At 39.6% G+C, this 15,731-nt stretch carries 15 protein-coding genes, 1 other RNA gene and 1 pseudogene; 7 read left to right on the plus strand and 10 right to left on the minus strand.

Annotated features, from left to right (window positions below; all coding sequences use genetic code 11):
• The first annotated feature begins 28 nt into the window (after nucleotides 1-28).
• Both NO346_RS06605 and nudC read left to right on the plus strand, forming a co-directional pair.
• Nucleotides 29-1,675 carry a perilipin family protein gene (locus NO346_RS06605; RefSeq protein WP_256414675.1) on the plus strand — a complete coding sequence of 549 codons (1,647 nt, stop codon included), beginning with the start codon at nucleotides 29-31 and terminating at the stop codon, nucleotides 1,673-1,675.
• Nucleotides 1,675-2,427, plus strand: a complete 753-nt coding sequence (gene nudC / locus NO346_RS06610; RefSeq protein ID WP_005157794.1) for an NAD(+) diphosphatase — start codon at nucleotides 1,675-1,677, stop codon at nucleotides 2,425-2,427. The genes NO346_RS06605 and nudC overlap by 1 nt, the downstream gene beginning before the upstream one ends.
• Before the next feature lie 18 nt (nucleotides 2,428-2,445).
• Here the strand turns inward: nudC and NO346_RS06615 are convergent, their stop codons facing one another.
• The 4 genes and pseudogenes from NO346_RS06615 to NO346_RS06630 all read right to left on the minus strand — a co-directional run bounded on the left by NO346_RS06615 (nucleotide 2,446) and on the right by NO346_RS06630 (nucleotide 5,184).
• Nucleotides 2,446-3,318 (minus strand): alpha/beta hydrolase, encoded by an 873-nt coding sequence (locus NO346_RS06615; protein ID WP_087546665.1) that lies wholly within the window; start codon nucleotides 3,316-3,318, stop codon nucleotides 2,446-2,448.
• A 3-nt stretch (nucleotides 3,319-3,321) separates the two neighbouring features.
• Entirely contained in the window at nucleotides 3,322-4,032 is a 711-nt protein-coding gene (locus tag NO346_RS06620; RefSeq protein ID WP_178882579.1) for a BON domain-containing protein, read from the minus strand.
• 69 nt (nucleotides 4,033-4,101) lie between these two features.
• Nucleotides 4,102-4,506, minus strand: a complete 405-nt coding sequence (locus tag NO346_RS06625; protein WP_087536259.1) for a YraN family protein — start codon at nucleotides 4,504-4,506, stop codon at nucleotides 4,102-4,104.
• Between the two features lie 12 nt (nucleotides 4,507-4,518).
• Nucleotides 4,519-5,184, minus strand: a pseudogene (locus tag NO346_RS06630) (hypothetical protein).
• A 16-nt stretch (nucleotides 5,185-5,200) separates the two neighbouring features.
• Here NO346_RS06630 and rsmI point away from each other — a divergent pair.
• Nucleotides 5,201-6,043 (plus strand): 16S rRNA (cytidine(1402)-2'-O)-methyltransferase, encoded by an 843-nt coding sequence (gene rsmI / locus NO346_RS06635; RefSeq protein WP_256414676.1) that lies wholly within the window; start codon nucleotides 5,201-5,203, stop codon nucleotides 6,041-6,043.
• A 22-nt stretch (nucleotides 6,044-6,065) separates the two neighbouring features.
• Nucleotides 6,066-6,446: a hemin receptor gene (locus NO346_RS06640; RefSeq protein ID WP_087546663.1), complete on the plus strand. Its 381-nt coding sequence runs from the start codon at nucleotides 6,066-6,068 to the stop codon at nucleotides 6,444-6,446.
• Nucleotides 6,447-6,602: 156 nt separating this feature from the next.
• On the opposite strand, the gene NO346_RS06645 is transcribed toward NO346_RS06640, so the two are convergent.
• The 5 genes from NO346_RS06645 to NO346_RS06665 all read right to left on the minus strand — a co-directional run bounded on the left by NO346_RS06645 (nucleotide 6,603) and on the right by NO346_RS06665 (nucleotide 11,645).
• A complete protein-coding gene (locus NO346_RS06645) occupies nucleotides 6,603-6,851 on the minus strand; it encodes a hypothetical protein (RefSeq protein ID WP_004663162.1) in 249 nt (82 codons plus the stop codon).
• A gap of 173 nt (nucleotides 6,852-7,024) precedes the next feature.
• A complete protein-coding gene (locus NO346_RS06650) occupies nucleotides 7,025-8,257 on the minus strand; it encodes an FAD-dependent monooxygenase (protein WP_256414678.1) in 1,233 nt (410 codons plus the stop codon).
• A complete protein-coding gene (gene ubiH, locus NO346_RS06655; RefSeq protein ID WP_256414679.1) occupies nucleotides 8,254-9,465 on the minus strand; it encodes a 2-octaprenyl-6-methoxyphenyl hydroxylase in 1,212 nt (403 codons plus the stop codon). Before ubiH ends, NO346_RS06650 begins: the two co-directional genes overlap by 4 nt.
• A 164-nt stretch (nucleotides 9,466-9,629) precedes the next feature.
• Nucleotides 9,630-10,946, minus strand: a complete 1,317-nt coding sequence (gene pepP / locus NO346_RS06660; RefSeq protein WP_256414680.1) for a Xaa-Pro aminopeptidase — start codon at nucleotides 10,944-10,946, stop codon at nucleotides 9,630-9,632.
• A 63-nt stretch (nucleotides 10,947-11,009) separates the two neighbouring features.
• Entirely contained in the window at nucleotides 11,010-11,645 is a 636-nt protein-coding gene (locus NO346_RS06665; protein WP_256414681.1) for a UPF0149 family protein, read from the minus strand.
• 66 nt (nucleotides 11,646-11,711) lie between these two features.
• Between NO346_RS06665 and NO346_RS06670 the strand changes: the two genes are divergently transcribed.
• From NO346_RS06670 to ssrS, 3 genes are all read left to right on the plus strand, one after another.
• The gene (locus NO346_RS06670) at nucleotides 11,712-12,266 is read left to right on the plus strand and encodes a hypothetical protein (RefSeq protein WP_256414682.1); all 555 of its coding nucleotides are present in this window, start codon (nucleotides 11,712-11,714) and stop codon (nucleotides 12,264-12,266) included.
• Nucleotides 12,267-12,268: 2 nt separating this feature from the next.
• Nucleotides 12,269-12,556 carry a cell division protein ZapA gene (locus NO346_RS06675; RefSeq protein ID WP_004912439.1) on the plus strand — a complete coding sequence of 96 codons (288 nt, stop codon included), beginning with the start codon at nucleotides 12,269-12,271 and terminating at the stop codon, nucleotides 12,554-12,556.
• Between the two features lie 79 nt (nucleotides 12,557-12,635).
• Nucleotides 12,636-12,817, plus strand: a non-coding RNA gene (gene ssrS, locus NO346_RS06680) — 6S RNA.
• Nucleotides 12,818-12,952: 135 nt separating this feature from the next.
• Here ssrS and NO346_RS06685 read toward each other — a convergent pair.
• Nucleotides 12,953-15,670, minus strand: coding sequence for a heavy metal translocating P-type ATPase (locus NO346_RS06685; RefSeq protein ID WP_256414683.1), 2,718 nt, complete (start codon nucleotides 15,668-15,670; stop codon nucleotides 12,953-12,955).
• Nucleotides 15,671-15,731: the final 61 nt, after the last annotated feature.

The following is a 15,731-nucleotide window of genomic DNA, read 5'->3' on the forward strand; positions in this document are numbered from 1 at the left end:
ATAACAACTTAGGAAAGGTGTAGGTCATATGTCTTACCAAACCTCGATTCATTTCGACCCAACTGCATTATTAATAATAAAAAATGAGATCGACAATTCGATTAAATTGGTGGAGACAGCGGTCAATACGCTTGCCGAAGAACAAGCATTGCCTTTTGGTATTGATGATGCACTTAATCAGTTCGAACAGTGCACACAAGTACTTGCATTAATTGATATGCCTCATTTAGCACAAATCACTCAATATTCAGCTGAGCTTATGCGTCAAATCATGGCTCAACCGCAACAAATTAAAACTAGCGATATCGTTGCTCTCAGTGAAGGTACAACGATGTTAAAACGCTATATTGAGTTTATTTGTTTACGTGAAGTCAAAGTACCTCAGTTCTTAATTGATACGCTTAATCGCTTGGAGAAAGCTTTAGGCAAGCCAATTACCAAAGAAGGTCAAACGCTTCAACCGTTACTGGATTTCATGACACCAAACTTTAATTTGCCACAAGCACCAAGTTTGGAACAATCGAAGTATATCCACCAACTTTATAAATTATGCTTAAACAAGCTGATTAAACAAAGTGAATCTCCTCTCGATTTACAAGGAATTAAACTCGTTGGTGTTTACCTTGCAGGTTTAGCCAACAATCTACCGAGCCAACAATATTGGCAATTGGTCAATGTAGGCTTAGGACATATTGATGAGATTTTGATTACAGAAGCACGTTTACGTACCCTTATTCAAATCGAAACGAATATTGCAAAATTCTTGGCTCAACCAACAACTTATCAAAACAGTATTGCTGATTTGGCAGATATTTTGACGATCTGCATCAGTCAAGAAGATGATTTATCACAACATATTCGTCAACAATTGAACATTGGTGATGAATTACTTAGTGATACTCAACTTCAAGTTTTGAGTCGTCATTTATACGGTCCTGACTATGAAACGGTACATACAATCAGTCAATTAATAACAAATGAAATGGCTCAAATTCGTAATGAAATTGAGTATAACCATCAAAATATGTCGGCTGAAAAAACCCAAGAACTACAGCAAAAGTTAACTCAACTTTCTAATGTATTTAAGGTACTTAACTTAAATGAAGCAGCTAAAGAATTAACTCAGCAAGCTGAAAAATTGAGTCAACCGAATACATTAACTGATGCAACTTCTATTCAACAGTTAATGAATAGCATTTTGGCATCGATGAATTCAATCGGTATCTTAGAGCGTAATTACACTTCCAGTCGTTTACAATTACGCGTCAACAATATGCAAATTTCTTTAGATCGCTTAGATGAAGCTCATCGAGCATTGTTGACTGAAACTAAGACTTTGATTGAAACATTGACTCAAACCTTAAGTTCGTATGTACAAGATCCAACATCTAATACATTAGAAGCCCTTCCTGTATATCTGAATGAGTTATCAGGCGCTGCGTTATTTTTAGGTAGCTCTGCTCAACAAACTGCACTGTTAGGTGCAGCACATTTTGCACAGCATCGTTTGAATCAGAACGAAGCGATTGATGCTGAGCAAATCAACTGCATTCTAAATGTTGTTGCTGGTTTAGATTTACTCGTTGATAACCTAAACAATAAGCAACCTGTATTGCAATCTATGTTTGATGTGGCATTATCAAGCAGTCAGCAATTACAAAACATAGCCGCATAATGACTCAACTATCACTTGCTTATATTTTTCAACACCAAAAACTGCTAGTCGACCAAAATCTTCAACTGCCAGAAGTTGAAAAGTTAGCAAGTGATTTACCCTTGAATCATAATGATCACGTTATTGCGCGTGATCTACTTGAAAATGAAGCCATTCCCGATGGCTATCAGCTCGTTCCAATCCGTGAACTGATTCAGTCATGGTCAACTACAGAATTTCTTCAAGCCAGTCGAGCAGTCCAACTATTAGAATGGCGACGTAATCATAAATTCTGTAGCCATTGCGGTCATATGACTGAAATTCACGCCAAAGAATACGCAATGGTTTGCCCTGCTTGTGGCTATCATCAATATCCTCGCGTTCAGCCTTGTATTATTACAATCATTACCAAAGGTGATGATGAAATCTTACTTGCGAAATCGGCGCATAATAAAAGTAATATGTACGGGCTAATTGCCGGATTTGTTGAAGTCGGAGAAACATTAGAAGAAGCTGTGCAACGAGAGGCTTTTGAAGAAGTCGGTTTAAAACTAAAAAATATTCGTTATATGTCGAGCCAACCGTGGCCATTTCCAAGTAATTTAATGATTGCTTTTCATGCTGAATATGATTCAGGTGATATTCAATTACAAGTGGAAGAAATTAGCGAGGCTCAATTCTTTAAGTTTGATCAACTACCTGAAATTCCATTTAAAGGTAGTATTGCACATGCAATGATTATGCAAATCGTTGAGAATAAAAAAGCATCTTAATCAAGATGCTTTTTTTATTTAATCTTCTAAAGCTTCATCTAAGAAATGCAAAATCGTTCGCTTGGTTTTGAAGTAATGACTTACAAAACTGGCCAAAGTCGCCACAATGGTAATATGTCCAGTCTTAGGAATAATCATCACATGGCTATGATTACCCTTTTCTCTCAATGCCTTATCAAGATCAAAACTATTATGATTACCAACCAACTGATCATTCTCAGCCATCAATAGATAATGTTTAATCTTATTCGGATTAATAAAATAATACGGCATCACTTGTTGGTACGATATTTTTGGATCAAATGCATGTTCAGATAAAGGATCATCTTTATAGTCAAAATGATACGGGCCAGCCAAACCCACAATTGCCTTAATATTATCTGTATATTTAAATTGCTGAGGCTGAGCAGAATACACCACAGACATCACATTAAAGGCACCCGCAGAATGTCCCATCAAAATGATGTTATCGGTTGAAATATTCAATTTAACTTTATTTTGATTCAAATAATGAATCGCTTGCGCTAGATCATCGACAAATGCTGGAAAGATATTCTCTGGAGCGAGTTGATAATTAATAACAGCAACATCAAAACCTTCTCGAGCAAAGGTTTCGCCAATGAATAAATAATCTCTCTTATTACCATGTTGCCATGATCCACCATGTACAAAAACAATCAAAGGTTTTTGTTTCTTTGGATTCTTGGTTCGATAAAGATCCAGTCGATTTCTGGCTTTTAATCCATAAGCAAGATGTTCTTCTTTTTCAAAAGTATCCTTTGGCGTCAGATAATTCATCGAATAGCTTGCTAAATCATACAGGCGAAATTCCTGATAAAAGTTTTTCGCCCGTATAACATTTTCTTGTACTTGTTGAATAAGTTGCTTCATAGATTAGGGTTTAGTCGGAGTAATAGTCGCTGGTTCAGTCTGATCAGGATCAATTGCAACTGGAGTTTCAACTAAAGGTTGTGTTGAAGCACCACCAATCATCGGTGTTGCTGCTGTAGCACTTGCTACCGTTCCCGATGGTTGATCAATATTATCAATCAGTGTCACGATTTTACTCACATTACCAACTTTTTGTAAGACATCATCTAAGTCTCTTATCTCAGCAGTATTTAAACGCCCCATCACATAAAGGATGCCATTTTCAGTATGAACTAATACTTTACTGTCAGATACAACAGGCGCTCTCATTAGCAAACCACGAGTATTTGCAGTCACAGTAGAGTCCTGCATAATCGTGTTGTAATTTACTTTATCACCAACAGTAATGTAATTATGCACAGCTTTTACATCACTCATCGCTCTTAAATTGTCTTCTGCTAATTGTTTCAAATAAGGATCAGGAACTTGCCCTGTTAATAAAACATTACTATGAAAACTTTCAATATTGATGCGTGACTGCTTAAAGCGATGGTCTAGTTTGTATAGGTTGATATTTGCAGTACGCTTGATTGAAGAATCAATAAAAACCTGCCCTAGACTACGTTCACCACTGCTTGTACCAACAGGCGCCGATCCTGTTCCACCAGAAATAAAACTCGCACATCCCGATAAACTTGCAACGCAAACCAACGTCATCGTTAAACGTTTCAACACTTGGCAAGACTCCCTATCCACTAACTTGTTCAATCTACTGCACTTGTCTTGAAATGACTCAACCGTATCTCAATCCAAAGTAAACGCATGTTTAATCCATTGCTGATCATACTTCAATTTTGAAAAATCTGGTTGTACTGTTTTTGCAAGTTTCTGTGGAAAATCAAAACAGATCACATCAAAACGACAGTCAAAATTGTAATAATTGGGATATCTTTGTAAAAAGAACTGCGCCGTCTTAATAATCTTACGTTGCTGTGAATACGAAATCACTTCACAGGCCCCTGCATAACTGCCTGCGGAACGGGCTTTCACCTCCACAAAAACCAGCTCATTTCCACGTTTGACAATCAGGTCAATTTCTCCAAAACGTGAATGGTAGTTTTTATTGACATATTGATACTGCTGGGACTGTAAAAATAGCAATGCCGTCTGTTCTGCCCATTGTCCCAAAAGATGTTTGTGTTGTTCCATTGTGCCCATATCTTATTTTAAAATTTCAATGCTATTTTTCTGCTGCCTGTAACAATATGGCTGCCTGTAGATTTTACGGTCTTTTAACTCAATTGCACCTGTGCGCCCAACAAAAGAGAACTGCACCTGTCCAGTTTGCTCCAAGAACTGTTGACTGATGCTCCACGCATCTCCTCCAAAAGCTAATAAACGTTGAAATGCCATTGTTTCTGGTTGTTTCTTATAGGCTTCGATGAAATCTGCCCATTGCCCATTATATAACGCGGGTGTATCACAAAAACTTAAACCAATTGGAATAGATTGTCCCTGCTCAATACTCATCGGTGTGACGTAAATATTCTTTTCGGGTAATGTACCTAATTGTTCCAACCAATGTTGACTCCCTAACAATAATACCCCTTCTTTACTTGATCGTTTTTGTGGTACTTCATCAACAAATTCTATTCTGATGAAAATTGATCCTTTAGCGCAGAAAGCAAAAGTTCTGTTGCTGACTCAGTTCCTGTTTCTCGAACGATAAAAAGCTTTTTGATGCGATCTTTTTGAAAACGATGATTTAATGCTTTGACTCGCTCGCGCCATCGTACCCGATTCAGGTAGAATCACGAGTATGTCCGCATATACAGGACTTACAAGCGCTGCCAAACCTAGCAGCAAACAATATTTTTTGTAATACATGAGGGAGTTACTTTTTATGAGTGCTCAATTATTTGTTGTAGCAACCCCGATTGGGCACTTAGATGACATGACCTTTCGTGCGATTGATATTTTAAAGTCTGTATCGGTGGTTGCGGCAGAAGACACTCGTCAATCTGCTCAATTATTTAAACACTATAATATCTCAACACCGTTAACAGCGTGCCATGATCACAATGAAAGTAACAAAATTGATCAACTTATACAAAGAATGTTAAATGGTGAAAGTATTGCTCTGATTAGTGATGCAGGAACACCGTTAATTAGTGACCCTGGATTTAAGTTAGTACGCGCAGCACAAGAACATAAGATCCGCGTCATTCCAGTACCAGGTGCCTGTGCTGCAATTGCAGCATTGAGTGCTGTAGGTTTACCAAGTGATCGCTTTAGTTTTGAAGGTTTCTTACCGTCAAAGGCTTCACAACGAATTAGCCAACTTGAAAAACTAAAAGATGAGACACAAACACTCATTTTCTATGAAGCGCCACATCGTATTTTAGACAGTGTAAAAAATATGGCTGAGGTATTTGGTGAAGATCGACCTGTAGGTTTTGCTCGTGAAATCACAAAGACCTTTGAAACTATTAAAAAAATGACTTTAAAAGAGTTGGTCACTTTTATTGAAAATGATCACAACCAAGAGAAAGGTGAAATTGTAGTTGTGGTGGGTGGTGCCACTGCTGAAAAAGATATGGAGCAAGATAAATTGGATGAGTTGCTAAAACGCTTATTAAAAGATTTATCAGTCAAGGCAGCATCTCAATTGGCTGCTGATTTGACAGGTATCAAAAAGAAAGTGGCTTATCAACGTGCTTTGGAATTGACTCAAGATAATAAATAAGACTTAAAAAGATACGTAGGAAATGGCTATAGACTCATTACCCATGTTAGGTCCCCATGAAGGCAGAGAACTTGAATTGCTGCTTTCTGGTGAAAAACCAATTGCCTTTTTTTATGAAGGCATTCCTGATGAGTTTTTGCCTTATCTTGAATCAGGCATTTTAAAATCCCGAACCAAGGCCACTACAACTCGCATCCCCAATATACAAATGGAAAATATTCTTATTTATAAGGATGTTGCAATAGAGCAAGTGGATGAATTGATATCGGTCATTGAACTATCCCTCAATCAACCGAAAGCAGGATTTGTACCAGAGCTTGAGCGAAGAATTGGTCAATTGCTGGGCTATCGAGAGGAAGATATTGAATTCTATTTACAGCATCTTTCCAGAAACAAGAAATAAGCATACCAAACGCATATTGCTGCCTTCATGGAATGGATAAGGCATCAATACTCTCCAGAATGCACAATGTGGGATTCTTAAAGCACTGTAATGTGGACACAAATCACATCAATATCAAAAAGCACCACAGTCGTGATGCTTTTAAATCTTTTCAGCTTATTCGTGAGTCTCACCTGGCGGAACTTCAGTAATGCGTCCACCACGTGCCAGAAACGCGGCAACCTCATCTTCTAGAGCTTGGCGTTGTTTCTGTTTAGCAGTCACTGTTAAGGTTTCTGCTTCAGCCAAATCTGCGTCATTGGCACTTGACTCTTCGCTATCCGCACCACTTTCTGCAGCTTTCGCTTCTTCATCGTCTACCGCAGAATCTTCAGTGTTTTCGTCGTAATCATTCATTTCCGTCATATTACTCTCCCCACAATGACTAAACTCTCATCATCGTTATTTGGTCATCAGAACTTGATGAAATTTAACAAGCTCTTCTCATTTATCAAAGCAAAATATTCATTAAATTGTGCTTTTTATAACCAAATTCACTCTGATTTATAAATGATTGTTTAAAAAATATCTACTGTTTTTTAGCAAGCATAACGAGTGTGCTGTAAAGCCCCTAATCCATTCGCTTGTCGCATAAAGCGATCTTTAAACCAATCGTATTGTTCAACTTGTTTTAGACCAAAGTTCCGTGCCCAAACAAACGGAAATAATTCTGAACTTTCCAACCAACCAATCGCGGACATACTGTGCATCATGGCATCATTCTGACCTTTACGTTGGTGTTCATAACGCAATAAAGTTTGCTCATTGGCCCACACACCACGTTTTAAATCGTGCAGTAGAACATCACACAATACCGCAGCATCTAGACAGCCAATATTTACACCTTGACCAGCCAAAGGATGAATCACATGTGCTGCATCGCCAATCAAGGCTAAACCAGATTTAATATAACGCTGCGCTGCACGAGCTTTTAGTGGAAACTGTGCTCTAGAACGAACCGCAACCACTTCTCCCAACATTTGCAGACTTTCTTGAGTCAATAGTTGCATAAACGCTTGATCGCTGAGTGCTGAATATTCATCGGCATAATCATCGGGTAAAGTCCAGACAATCGACTGCCAATAGCCATTCTCTTGTGCATCCAAACTCGCCATTGGTAAATATGCCAGTGGACCTGTCGGTAGGAAAATTTGACGAGCCACATATTGATTCGGTTGTGTGGTTTTAATCGCGCAACTGATGGCAGCCTGTTTGTAATCCAGTACATCTAAATCGATATAGGCTTGCTCACGAACAAAAGAGTTCGCACCATCTGCACCAATCAGCAACTTGGTTTTTAGTGCTGTGCCATCCGCCAATTGAATTGACCAACCTTGTGGAATCTGCTCAATCCGTATGACTTTGACTTGAGTGCGATAGTCTTTAAGCTGCTGCAACATTTTTTGTTGAATCGCAACATTCAAGACACTTGGCTCAACCATCGAACCCAAAGCCTGATCTGATTGAGGTGGCTGTTCAGATGCATGGCCAAAATTAATTTCACCATAGCCATTTTTATTCCAGACTTGCATGCCTGAATAGGGCACTTGACGTGCTAAATCATCCCAAACATCGACTGTTTTAAGTAAGTGAATCGTCGCCTGACTCAGTGCCAATACTCGAGGATTCATGACTGCCAATGTCTTTTCTTGATCTAGCACAGGTGCAGCATCAAGCACCGTCGCTTGCACCCCACCTTGGGCTAGCAATAAAGCGGTTAGACCACCAACCAAACCACCGCCAACAATCACAACATCTAACAGCTCACTCATGCTTTTAATCCCATCGCATAGTTAGCAACCAAGGGTTTAACACCCGGAATCACATCAAATGCAATCAGTCCAGTATTACGTAATAACTTGAGAATTGGGTTTTGATTACTAAAACCACGTACCACTGAATCACAGAACTTAATCACCCTTTGCTGATCAGTTAAGCGTGCTTGTTCATAAGCCAATAAATTTTCTGGAGCACCAATATCATCGGACTTCGCCAATTGTTCCATCAAGAAACGAACCAACACGTCTGCATCACGTAGACATAGGTTAAAACCTTGCCCTGCCACTGGATGGATGGTATGTGCGGCATTACCCATTAATACCACACGCCCAACGACCTGCTTATGTGCCAAGACCTGAGCCAGTGGATAGCTAAAGCGCTTACCCGTTTTTTCAAACTTACCTGCACGATCACCATAGGTTTCCTGTAAGGCATCAAGGAAATGTTGATCATTTTCTTCACCCAACCATTCTGCTTCAGTGCCCTTTTTTACAGGCCATACCACTGAACGACGGTATTCACCCGGTAACGGCAACAGTGCTAACGGCCCCAACGCACTAAAGCGCTCAAAACCGACTTGTTGATGTGGTTTCGAGGTTTGTACGGTGGTGACGATGGCGACTTGATCATAATCATGTTCATCGACACCTACCCCAATGGCTTGGCGACAAAATGAATCACGACCATCAGCAGCAATCACCAACTTGGATTTTAAGGAATGGATATATTCACCGTTACGCATCGCTTCAATTTGGACTTGGTCTGCATCTTGTGTGAGTGAGGTGACTTGCACACCATCAATCAACTCAATCAAAGCCTGTTGACGAACTTGGGTCAGCAACACACGACCCAACCATGCGTTTTCAATCACTTGTCCAAAGCTTTCTACTTTTTCTTGTTCTGCAACTAGGCGTGCCTTACCAAAGCTGCCTTGCTCGGTGATATGCACTTGTAGAATTGGTGTGGCATGTTGCTGTAAAGCATCCCACAAACCTAATTTTTGATAAATCTGTACGCTGCGGCGTGACAATGCGGTGTTACGCGCATCAAAGCTAGAATGATAAGGGGAAGCGTTCTCGTCATCGTAATTTGGATATTTCACAGCTTCTAATAACTTTACTGCGATATTAGATTTTGCCAACATTAAGGCAAGGCTGAGTCCAACCATACCCCCACCGACAATGATGACTTGTTGCTGCATAATATTATTCCTTATCAGTTTTTCATGACTTGATGTTTGGAGACTATCTTACTCTAACTTAAATCAGCAATGGAATTTGTACTTTGTTTGGTCTGTGTTTTATTTTAATTCGACAAATAAAAAAGGCTTATCCTAGAATAAACCTTTAGATCAATATTTCTGACTTAACTAGCCATTAATTGCTCAATTTCTTCAACAGTTTTCACTACATTTTTGGTCAAAACCAATGGACCACTTTCAGTCACAACAATATCATCCTCGATACGAATGCCGATACCCCGCCATTTTGCATCAACTGTTTCATCATCTGGTGCAATATACAAACCTGGTTCAACCGTCACGACCATACCTGCTTCATAAGCACGCCAATCTTCGCCAGTCTTGTACGCACCGACATCATGCACGTCCATACCGAGCCAATGACCTGTACCATGCATAAAGAATTGACGGAATGCTTCACTCTGAACCAACTCATCCACATTGCCACTCAGCAACCCAAGATCAACCAAACCTTGAGTTAAAATCTTGACAGCCACTTCATGTGGATATTTATAGTGATTGCCAATACGAGTTGCATCAATGGCAGCCAATTGAGCATCTAAAACAATATTATAAAGTGCTTTCTGTTCAGGACTAAATTTGCCATTTACAGGGAAAGTCCGCGTAATATCCGATGCATAAAACTCATATTCACATGCAGCATCAATCAAAACTAAATCACCGTCTTTTAAAGGCTTGTTATTTTCAACATAATGCAAGATACAAGCATTTTCACCACCACCGACAATGCTGTTATAAGCAGGTACACAACCATTTTTACCAAATATATAATTGAGTTCTGCTTCAAGTGCATACTCCATCACATTCGGTTTAACGGTTTGCATGGCACGGGTATGCGCCTCTGCACTGATATTAGATGCGATCTGCATCAATTCAATTTCTTTTGCTGATTTTTTCAAGCGCATTTCATCAACAATACGGTCTAACTGAACCACTTCAGCGGGTGCGGCACCACCACGACGCTGTTGTGCATCTGCCTTTTGAATCCATTGGCTGACACGTGCATCAAATTCCGCATTTTGGCCAATACGATAGTAAAGACGCTGTTTATTTAACAACTTGTCGATAATTTCTTCATCGAGCAGATCAATTGCATACGCTTCATCTGCATCATAGATTTCAATCGCACCATCAATTCCAGCACGATAGCCATTCCAGATTTCCATTTCACGATTACGTTCACGGCAGAACAAGCTATAGCTATATTCCTCACCTTCTTCAAAAGTTTCAATGATTGCAACCGCTTCTGGCTCGGCGAATCCAGTCAGATAATAAAAACTACTGTCTGCACGATATTTATAATCCGCATCGCGATTACGATACATTTCTGCTCGAGTCGCAATAATTGCAATGCTATTGCTGCCTATTTGTTTAGCAAGAAGATCACGACGTTGTTTAAAATCAGCTTGAGTTAATTTCATATTATCCTACAGCTAGAAAGTCCCTCTTTTATAAAGAGGGATTTAGGGAGATTTAAAACCGCCTTAACTCGGACGATGTGGGGTGAACATTTCGACAACCGTTTGCGGATCAGTCGCCTGATTATCTTGATTTCTGCTTTTGGCATGAAAGTTTTGCAATAATGAACTTTCGGCTACAGCAATCTTTTTACGGCCAATCGACAAGCTCACAGGAATCAGGCGTACAAACTCATACAATTCCTGATAGCTTTCTTCGCCTTCTTCATCATTATCAGAGTCTTCAAACTCAACTGCTGCAACATCTTGTAAATGTTCAATCAGCTCTTGTTCTTCACCACGAATATGACCTGAAGCCAAACCAAAACCGAGGACTACGCCTGCGCACCAATCAGCTAAAGCTTGCACACGATCTACAAGCAAATGGCTATCATCTGGAAGCATAGGCAAATAATCTAATTCATCATCTGACAAAGCATGAGCAACATCTTCTGCTTCATCCGTTAAACTTTCGAGTGCTTCTGGCTGTAAAGCTGGCACGTTGAGGGTATTTAAAATTTGTGACCATTCATCGGTGGTTGGCGCTTGTGTGACACAAACTATACCTGTGAGTAAACCGTGTAACTCACTTGGGCTTGAAATTTCTTCAATCCCATCAAAATGGGCATTCCATTCCGTCCAACCTGAAATATCGTCTTGCATTCGTTTATCCAATCTCTATACTGCTGTATATATTACCTTTGATTGCAACTCTGTGCGACCTTCGTTATGTTAGAACAATTACAGCGTCTACAAGCGCATATTGGTGTTTTAAAAACACGCTTACATCATTTAGAGCGAGAGAATACTTCGCTTACTGAGGCTAAACAACTCGCTGAAACTGATCATCATGCACAAGTTGTGCAGAAAAATAGCATCATCACGCAAAAGCAGGAAGAAGTTGATAACTTAACTGAACAACTCACCCAGTTACAAGATCAATTTAAACAACTGAATACCGATGCAACAACTTTAGCGGAACGTTATAGCCGCTTAGAGAAAAGTACCACTGATTTAAAAAACCGCTTCCAAGAGATTTTAGCTGAGCGTAATGACTTACGTGTAAATAAAGAGAAGTTACAAGCACAGCAACGTCATAGTCAGCAAGAAATTCAAGATTTACAACAAGATCGTGATCGCTTGCTACAAAAAAATGAGTTGGCAAAATCTAAAGTTGAGGCGATTATCCAGCGTCTGGCTGTTCTTGGTACAGCACAGGATCAACATGCACAAGAGATTCAGCAACTTGCCCACCCAAATGCTGAAACACAAGAGGAAAACTGATCATGAGTGAACAAGTGACAGTAGAACTTCGTTTAATTGAACAGACTTTTCGCTTAAATACCACTGAAGATAAACGTGAAGAATTAGAGCGTGCAGCTGAACTACTGAATCAAAAGTTTCAGGATATGCGACGTAACGCTCCTCGTGTAGAACACAATAAGTTAGTCATTATGGTTGCGTTACAGATGGCACAAGATGTGTTTAGTTTGAATAAATCTTTGCAGGAATATGCTCACTGTGAACGCCTACTTCAAACCATCTTGGAAGATGTCGAACAAACTGTTGAGTAAAATTGCACAAAGCCTCATCAATTAATAATTATCTTTACAAGTAGCGATTGTCATCGTGTAAAGATCAGTTATACTAAAACTGTCTCTAGGGTGTTCGCCAGTACGTCTAGTCCCCTGCCGATACTTAAATTTATGGATGTGTCCTGTATATTTTGAGTGTATGCCTACCCCGAGTAGGAAACCCAGTAAGTATGCGTCACCTCCACCTTGAACTCATCGGGTTCAGGGTAACGACCATGCAGCGGCATCTCTGGAGCAATTTTTTTAATTATAACAATAATGATTTCACCTCAAGTATTTTTTAATAAACTATCATTTTGATGATGTCAGTTGGGTCAAAATAAGGCCCCTACTCTCAATTTATGAGAATAGGGGCTTTATTTTTCTTAAAATGAATTATGATTTATTCAAACGTAAAGCATTCACCACAACAGAGAGCGAGCTTAATGACATTGCTATAGCAGCAAACATTGGTGTGAGCAATAATCCTGTTAGTGGATAAAATAAACCTGCTGCAACAGGCACACCTAATCCATTATAAACAAAAGAGAATGCAAGATTTTGCTTCATATTTTTTACCCCTAATTTTGCCATATGAACTGCTTGTGCAACCCCTTGAATGTCCCCTTTAACTAAAGTCACTTGCGCTGTTTGCTTGGCAATATCTGTTCCTGTTCCCATCGCAATACCAACATTCGCCTGCGCCAGTGCTGGTGCATCGTTGATACCGTCGCCAGCCATTGCCACAATTTTTCCCTGAGCTTGTGCTTGTTTCACAATTTCAAGTTTTTGCTTAGGATCAAGATTGGCATAGACTGTTTTAATACCTAAAGCATCTGCAACCATATTTGCATTTTTCTGATGATCACCAGTTGCCATAATTACTTCAATTCCATCAGCATGTAGTTGATCAATCAAAGTTTTGGCATTTTGTTTGATTGCATCATGAATCGAAATATAGGCAATCACTTCTTGTTCTGACATCAAAAAACTAAACACATCGCCTTGTGCACGTTTTTGATCCAACTCATGGATTAAATCAGCATCTAAGGTCAACGCCAACTGTTCAATAAGCTTCTGACTGCCAATATACAGGGTCTGGTGATCAATGTTTCCTTTCACACCAAAGCCTGTGACATCTTCAAAATCAGAAACATTGAGCAATTGATTTGGATCAACCAGTTTAGTTAATGTCTGTGCAATTGGATGTGTCGAATATTGTTCAATTGATGCAATCCATAACTCAATTTGTGTCTGGCTATACGCTTCAGATAAAGACCGAATCTCTTTTAAACTTGGCTTACCCTCGGTCAATGTTCCTGTTTTATCAATAATCAGGGTATTGACCTTGCTTAAGGCTTCAATTGCTTCTGCATCTTTAAACAGCACACCTTTTTGAGCTGCTCGACCCGTGGTTGCCATCACTGACATTGGCGTTGCCAAGCCAAGAGCACATGGACAAGCAATAATCAAAACAGCGACTGCACACATTAAAGCCAAATCAAACTGTGCTTTCCCAAATACCATCCACGCAATAAAAGTCAGCACACTGATACTGAGTACGGCGATCACAAAATATTTTGCAACCACATCTGCAATTCGTTGCAATGGTGCTTTGGAGCGTTGCGCATCAGCGACAGTTTGGATCATTTTGGCTAATGTCGTGTTCGTACCCACAGCAGTGGTTTGGATTCGAATAGCGCCTTGTTGATTAATTGTCCCGCCAATCACTCGGTCATCTTTTTCCTTTTCCACAGGAACAGGCTCACCCGTCATCATGGATTCATCAACATAGGTCTTTCCATCAACGACTAGACCATCTAATGGAATTTGCTCACCCGATGATATTTGCAAAATATCACCTTGTTTGACCATCGCTATATCCACGTCAACAACTTGATCATGCTGCACAAGTTTCGCTTTAGCAGGTTGTAAACGAAGTAAAGCTTTTAATGAATTTGCTGTTTGTGAGCGTGCTTTTAGTTCTAAAATTTGACCCAACAAGCTCAATGAAACAATCATACAAGCTGCTTCAAAATACACAGCGACACCATGCTCTGTTTTCGCCTCAACTGGAATGAGTGATGGGAAAATGGTTGCAATCACACTATAAATAAATGCTGCAAGTACCCCAACACCAATCAAACTCCACATATTCAGATGTCCTGTTTTATAAGACACCCAGCAACGTTGTAAAATGGGATAACCCGCCCATAACACCACAGGCAAACTTAAAAGAAGCTCAATCCACGGCTGAATATGTGGCGAAATAAAGGCATGAACATGTGAACCCATGGCCAAGATCATCACCAACAAACTCAAAGGTGATGTAGTCCAAAAACGTCGACTAAAATCTACTAACTCAGGATTTGGTCCATCATCCAAAGTGGGTTGCATCGGCTCAAGTGCCATCCCACAAATTGGGCAAGTTCCTGGCCCTTTTTGTACAATTTCAGGATCCATTGGACAGGTATAATCCATGTCCATTGCTCCCTCGGGAACTGGACGCTGATCAGCGGGAATTAGATAAAATTCAGGATCATTTTTAAATTTATCTAAGCAAGATGGGTTACAAAAATAATAGGTTTTACCTTGATAATCTGTTTTTAAATCTGTCGTGGTTTTGACTGACATACCACAAACAGGATCAATCTCTGTATCAACTAAATTGCTTTCACTTGAATGATCATGCTTTCCACCACAACAAGAAGAAGATTTTTTAGCTTCATCTTGAATAGATGCTACTTCTGGTTTAGGGCCACAACATGAACTTAGTTTTTGCTTCGTTGGCTTAGGCTTACAACAAGAAGATGTTTGAGCTAATTCAATAGCTTGCTCTGATTCACTTTCACAACATGAACCTACTTTTTGTTGAGACTGCTTAGCACAGCAAGATGATATTAATTTTAGATCTTGATCTGATTTTAAATAATTTTCAGGTTTTGAGCTGAATTTCTGTTGGCAACCTGCTGAACAGAATAAATAGCGGATACCTAGATAATCAAAATAGTGCTGCGAATTTTCAGCGACTGTCATACCACAAACAGGATCAATATATTCGTACACAAGCGGTACTTCATTTTTAGAACAGCATGAAGATGGTTGTTGAGTCATGACGACACCTATCTTTTCTTTGTCGATAGGACTAGGATAAAGTCTGTACCTAGGTACAGAG

This window comes from Acinetobacter sp. 5862, from assembly GCF_024494585.1.
Classification (GTDB): Bacteria; Pseudomonadota; Gammaproteobacteria; order Pseudomonadales; family Moraxellaceae; genus Acinetobacter.

Bases quoted from the DNA above. Each gene is read 5' to 3' on its own strand.
- ubiH (WP_256414679.1), bottom strand. From the start codon at position 9,465: ATGCAGCAACAAGTCATCATTGTCGGTGGGGGTATGGTTGGACTCAGC.
- nudC (WP_005157794.1), top strand. From the start codon at position 1,675: ATGACTCAACTATCACTTGCTTATATTTTTCAACACCAAAAACTGCTA.
- NO346_RS06665 (WP_256414681.1), bottom strand. From the start codon at position 11,645: ATGCAAGACGATATTTCAGGTTGGACGGAATGGAATGCCCATTTTGAT.
- NO346_RS06640 (WP_087546663.1), top strand. From the start codon at position 6,066: ATGGCTATAGACTCATTACCCATGTTAGGTCCCCATGAAGGCAGAGAA.
- NO346_RS06650 (WP_256414678.1), bottom strand. From the start codon at position 8,257: ATGAGTGAGCTGTTAGATGTTGTGATTGTTGGCGGTGGTTTGGTTGGT.
- NO346_RS06605 (WP_256414675.1), top strand. From the start codon at position 29: ATGTCTTACCAAACCTCGATTCATTTCGACCCAACTGCATTATTAATA.
- NO346_RS06625 (WP_087536259.1), bottom strand. From the start codon at position 4,506: ATGGAACAACACAAACATCTTTTGGGACAATGGGCAGAACAGACGGCA.
- NO346_RS06685 (WP_256414683.1), bottom strand. From the start codon at position 15,670: ATGACTCAACAACCATCTTCATGCTGTTCTAAAAATGAAGTACCGCTT.
- rsmI (WP_256414676.1), top strand. From the start codon at position 5,201: ATGAGTGCTCAATTATTTGTTGTAGCAACCCCGATTGGGCACTTAGAT.
- NO346_RS06645 (WP_004663162.1), bottom strand. From the start codon at position 6,851: ATGACGGAAATGAATGATTACGACGAAAACACTGAAGATTCTGCGGTA.
- NO346_RS06675 (WP_004912439.1), top strand. From the start codon at position 12,269: ATGAGTGAACAAGTGACAGTAGAACTTCGTTTAATTGAACAGACTTTT.
- NO346_RS06615 (WP_087546665.1), bottom strand. From the start codon at position 3,318: ATGAAGCAACTTATTCAACAAGTACAAGAAAATGTTATACGGGCGAAA.
- pepP (WP_256414680.1), bottom strand. From the start codon at position 10,946: ATGAAATTAACTCAAGCTGATTTTAAACAACGTCGTGATCTTCTTGCT.
- NO346_RS06670 (WP_256414682.1), top strand. From the start codon at position 11,712: ATGTTAGAACAATTACAGCGTCTACAAGCGCATATTGGTGTTTTAAAA.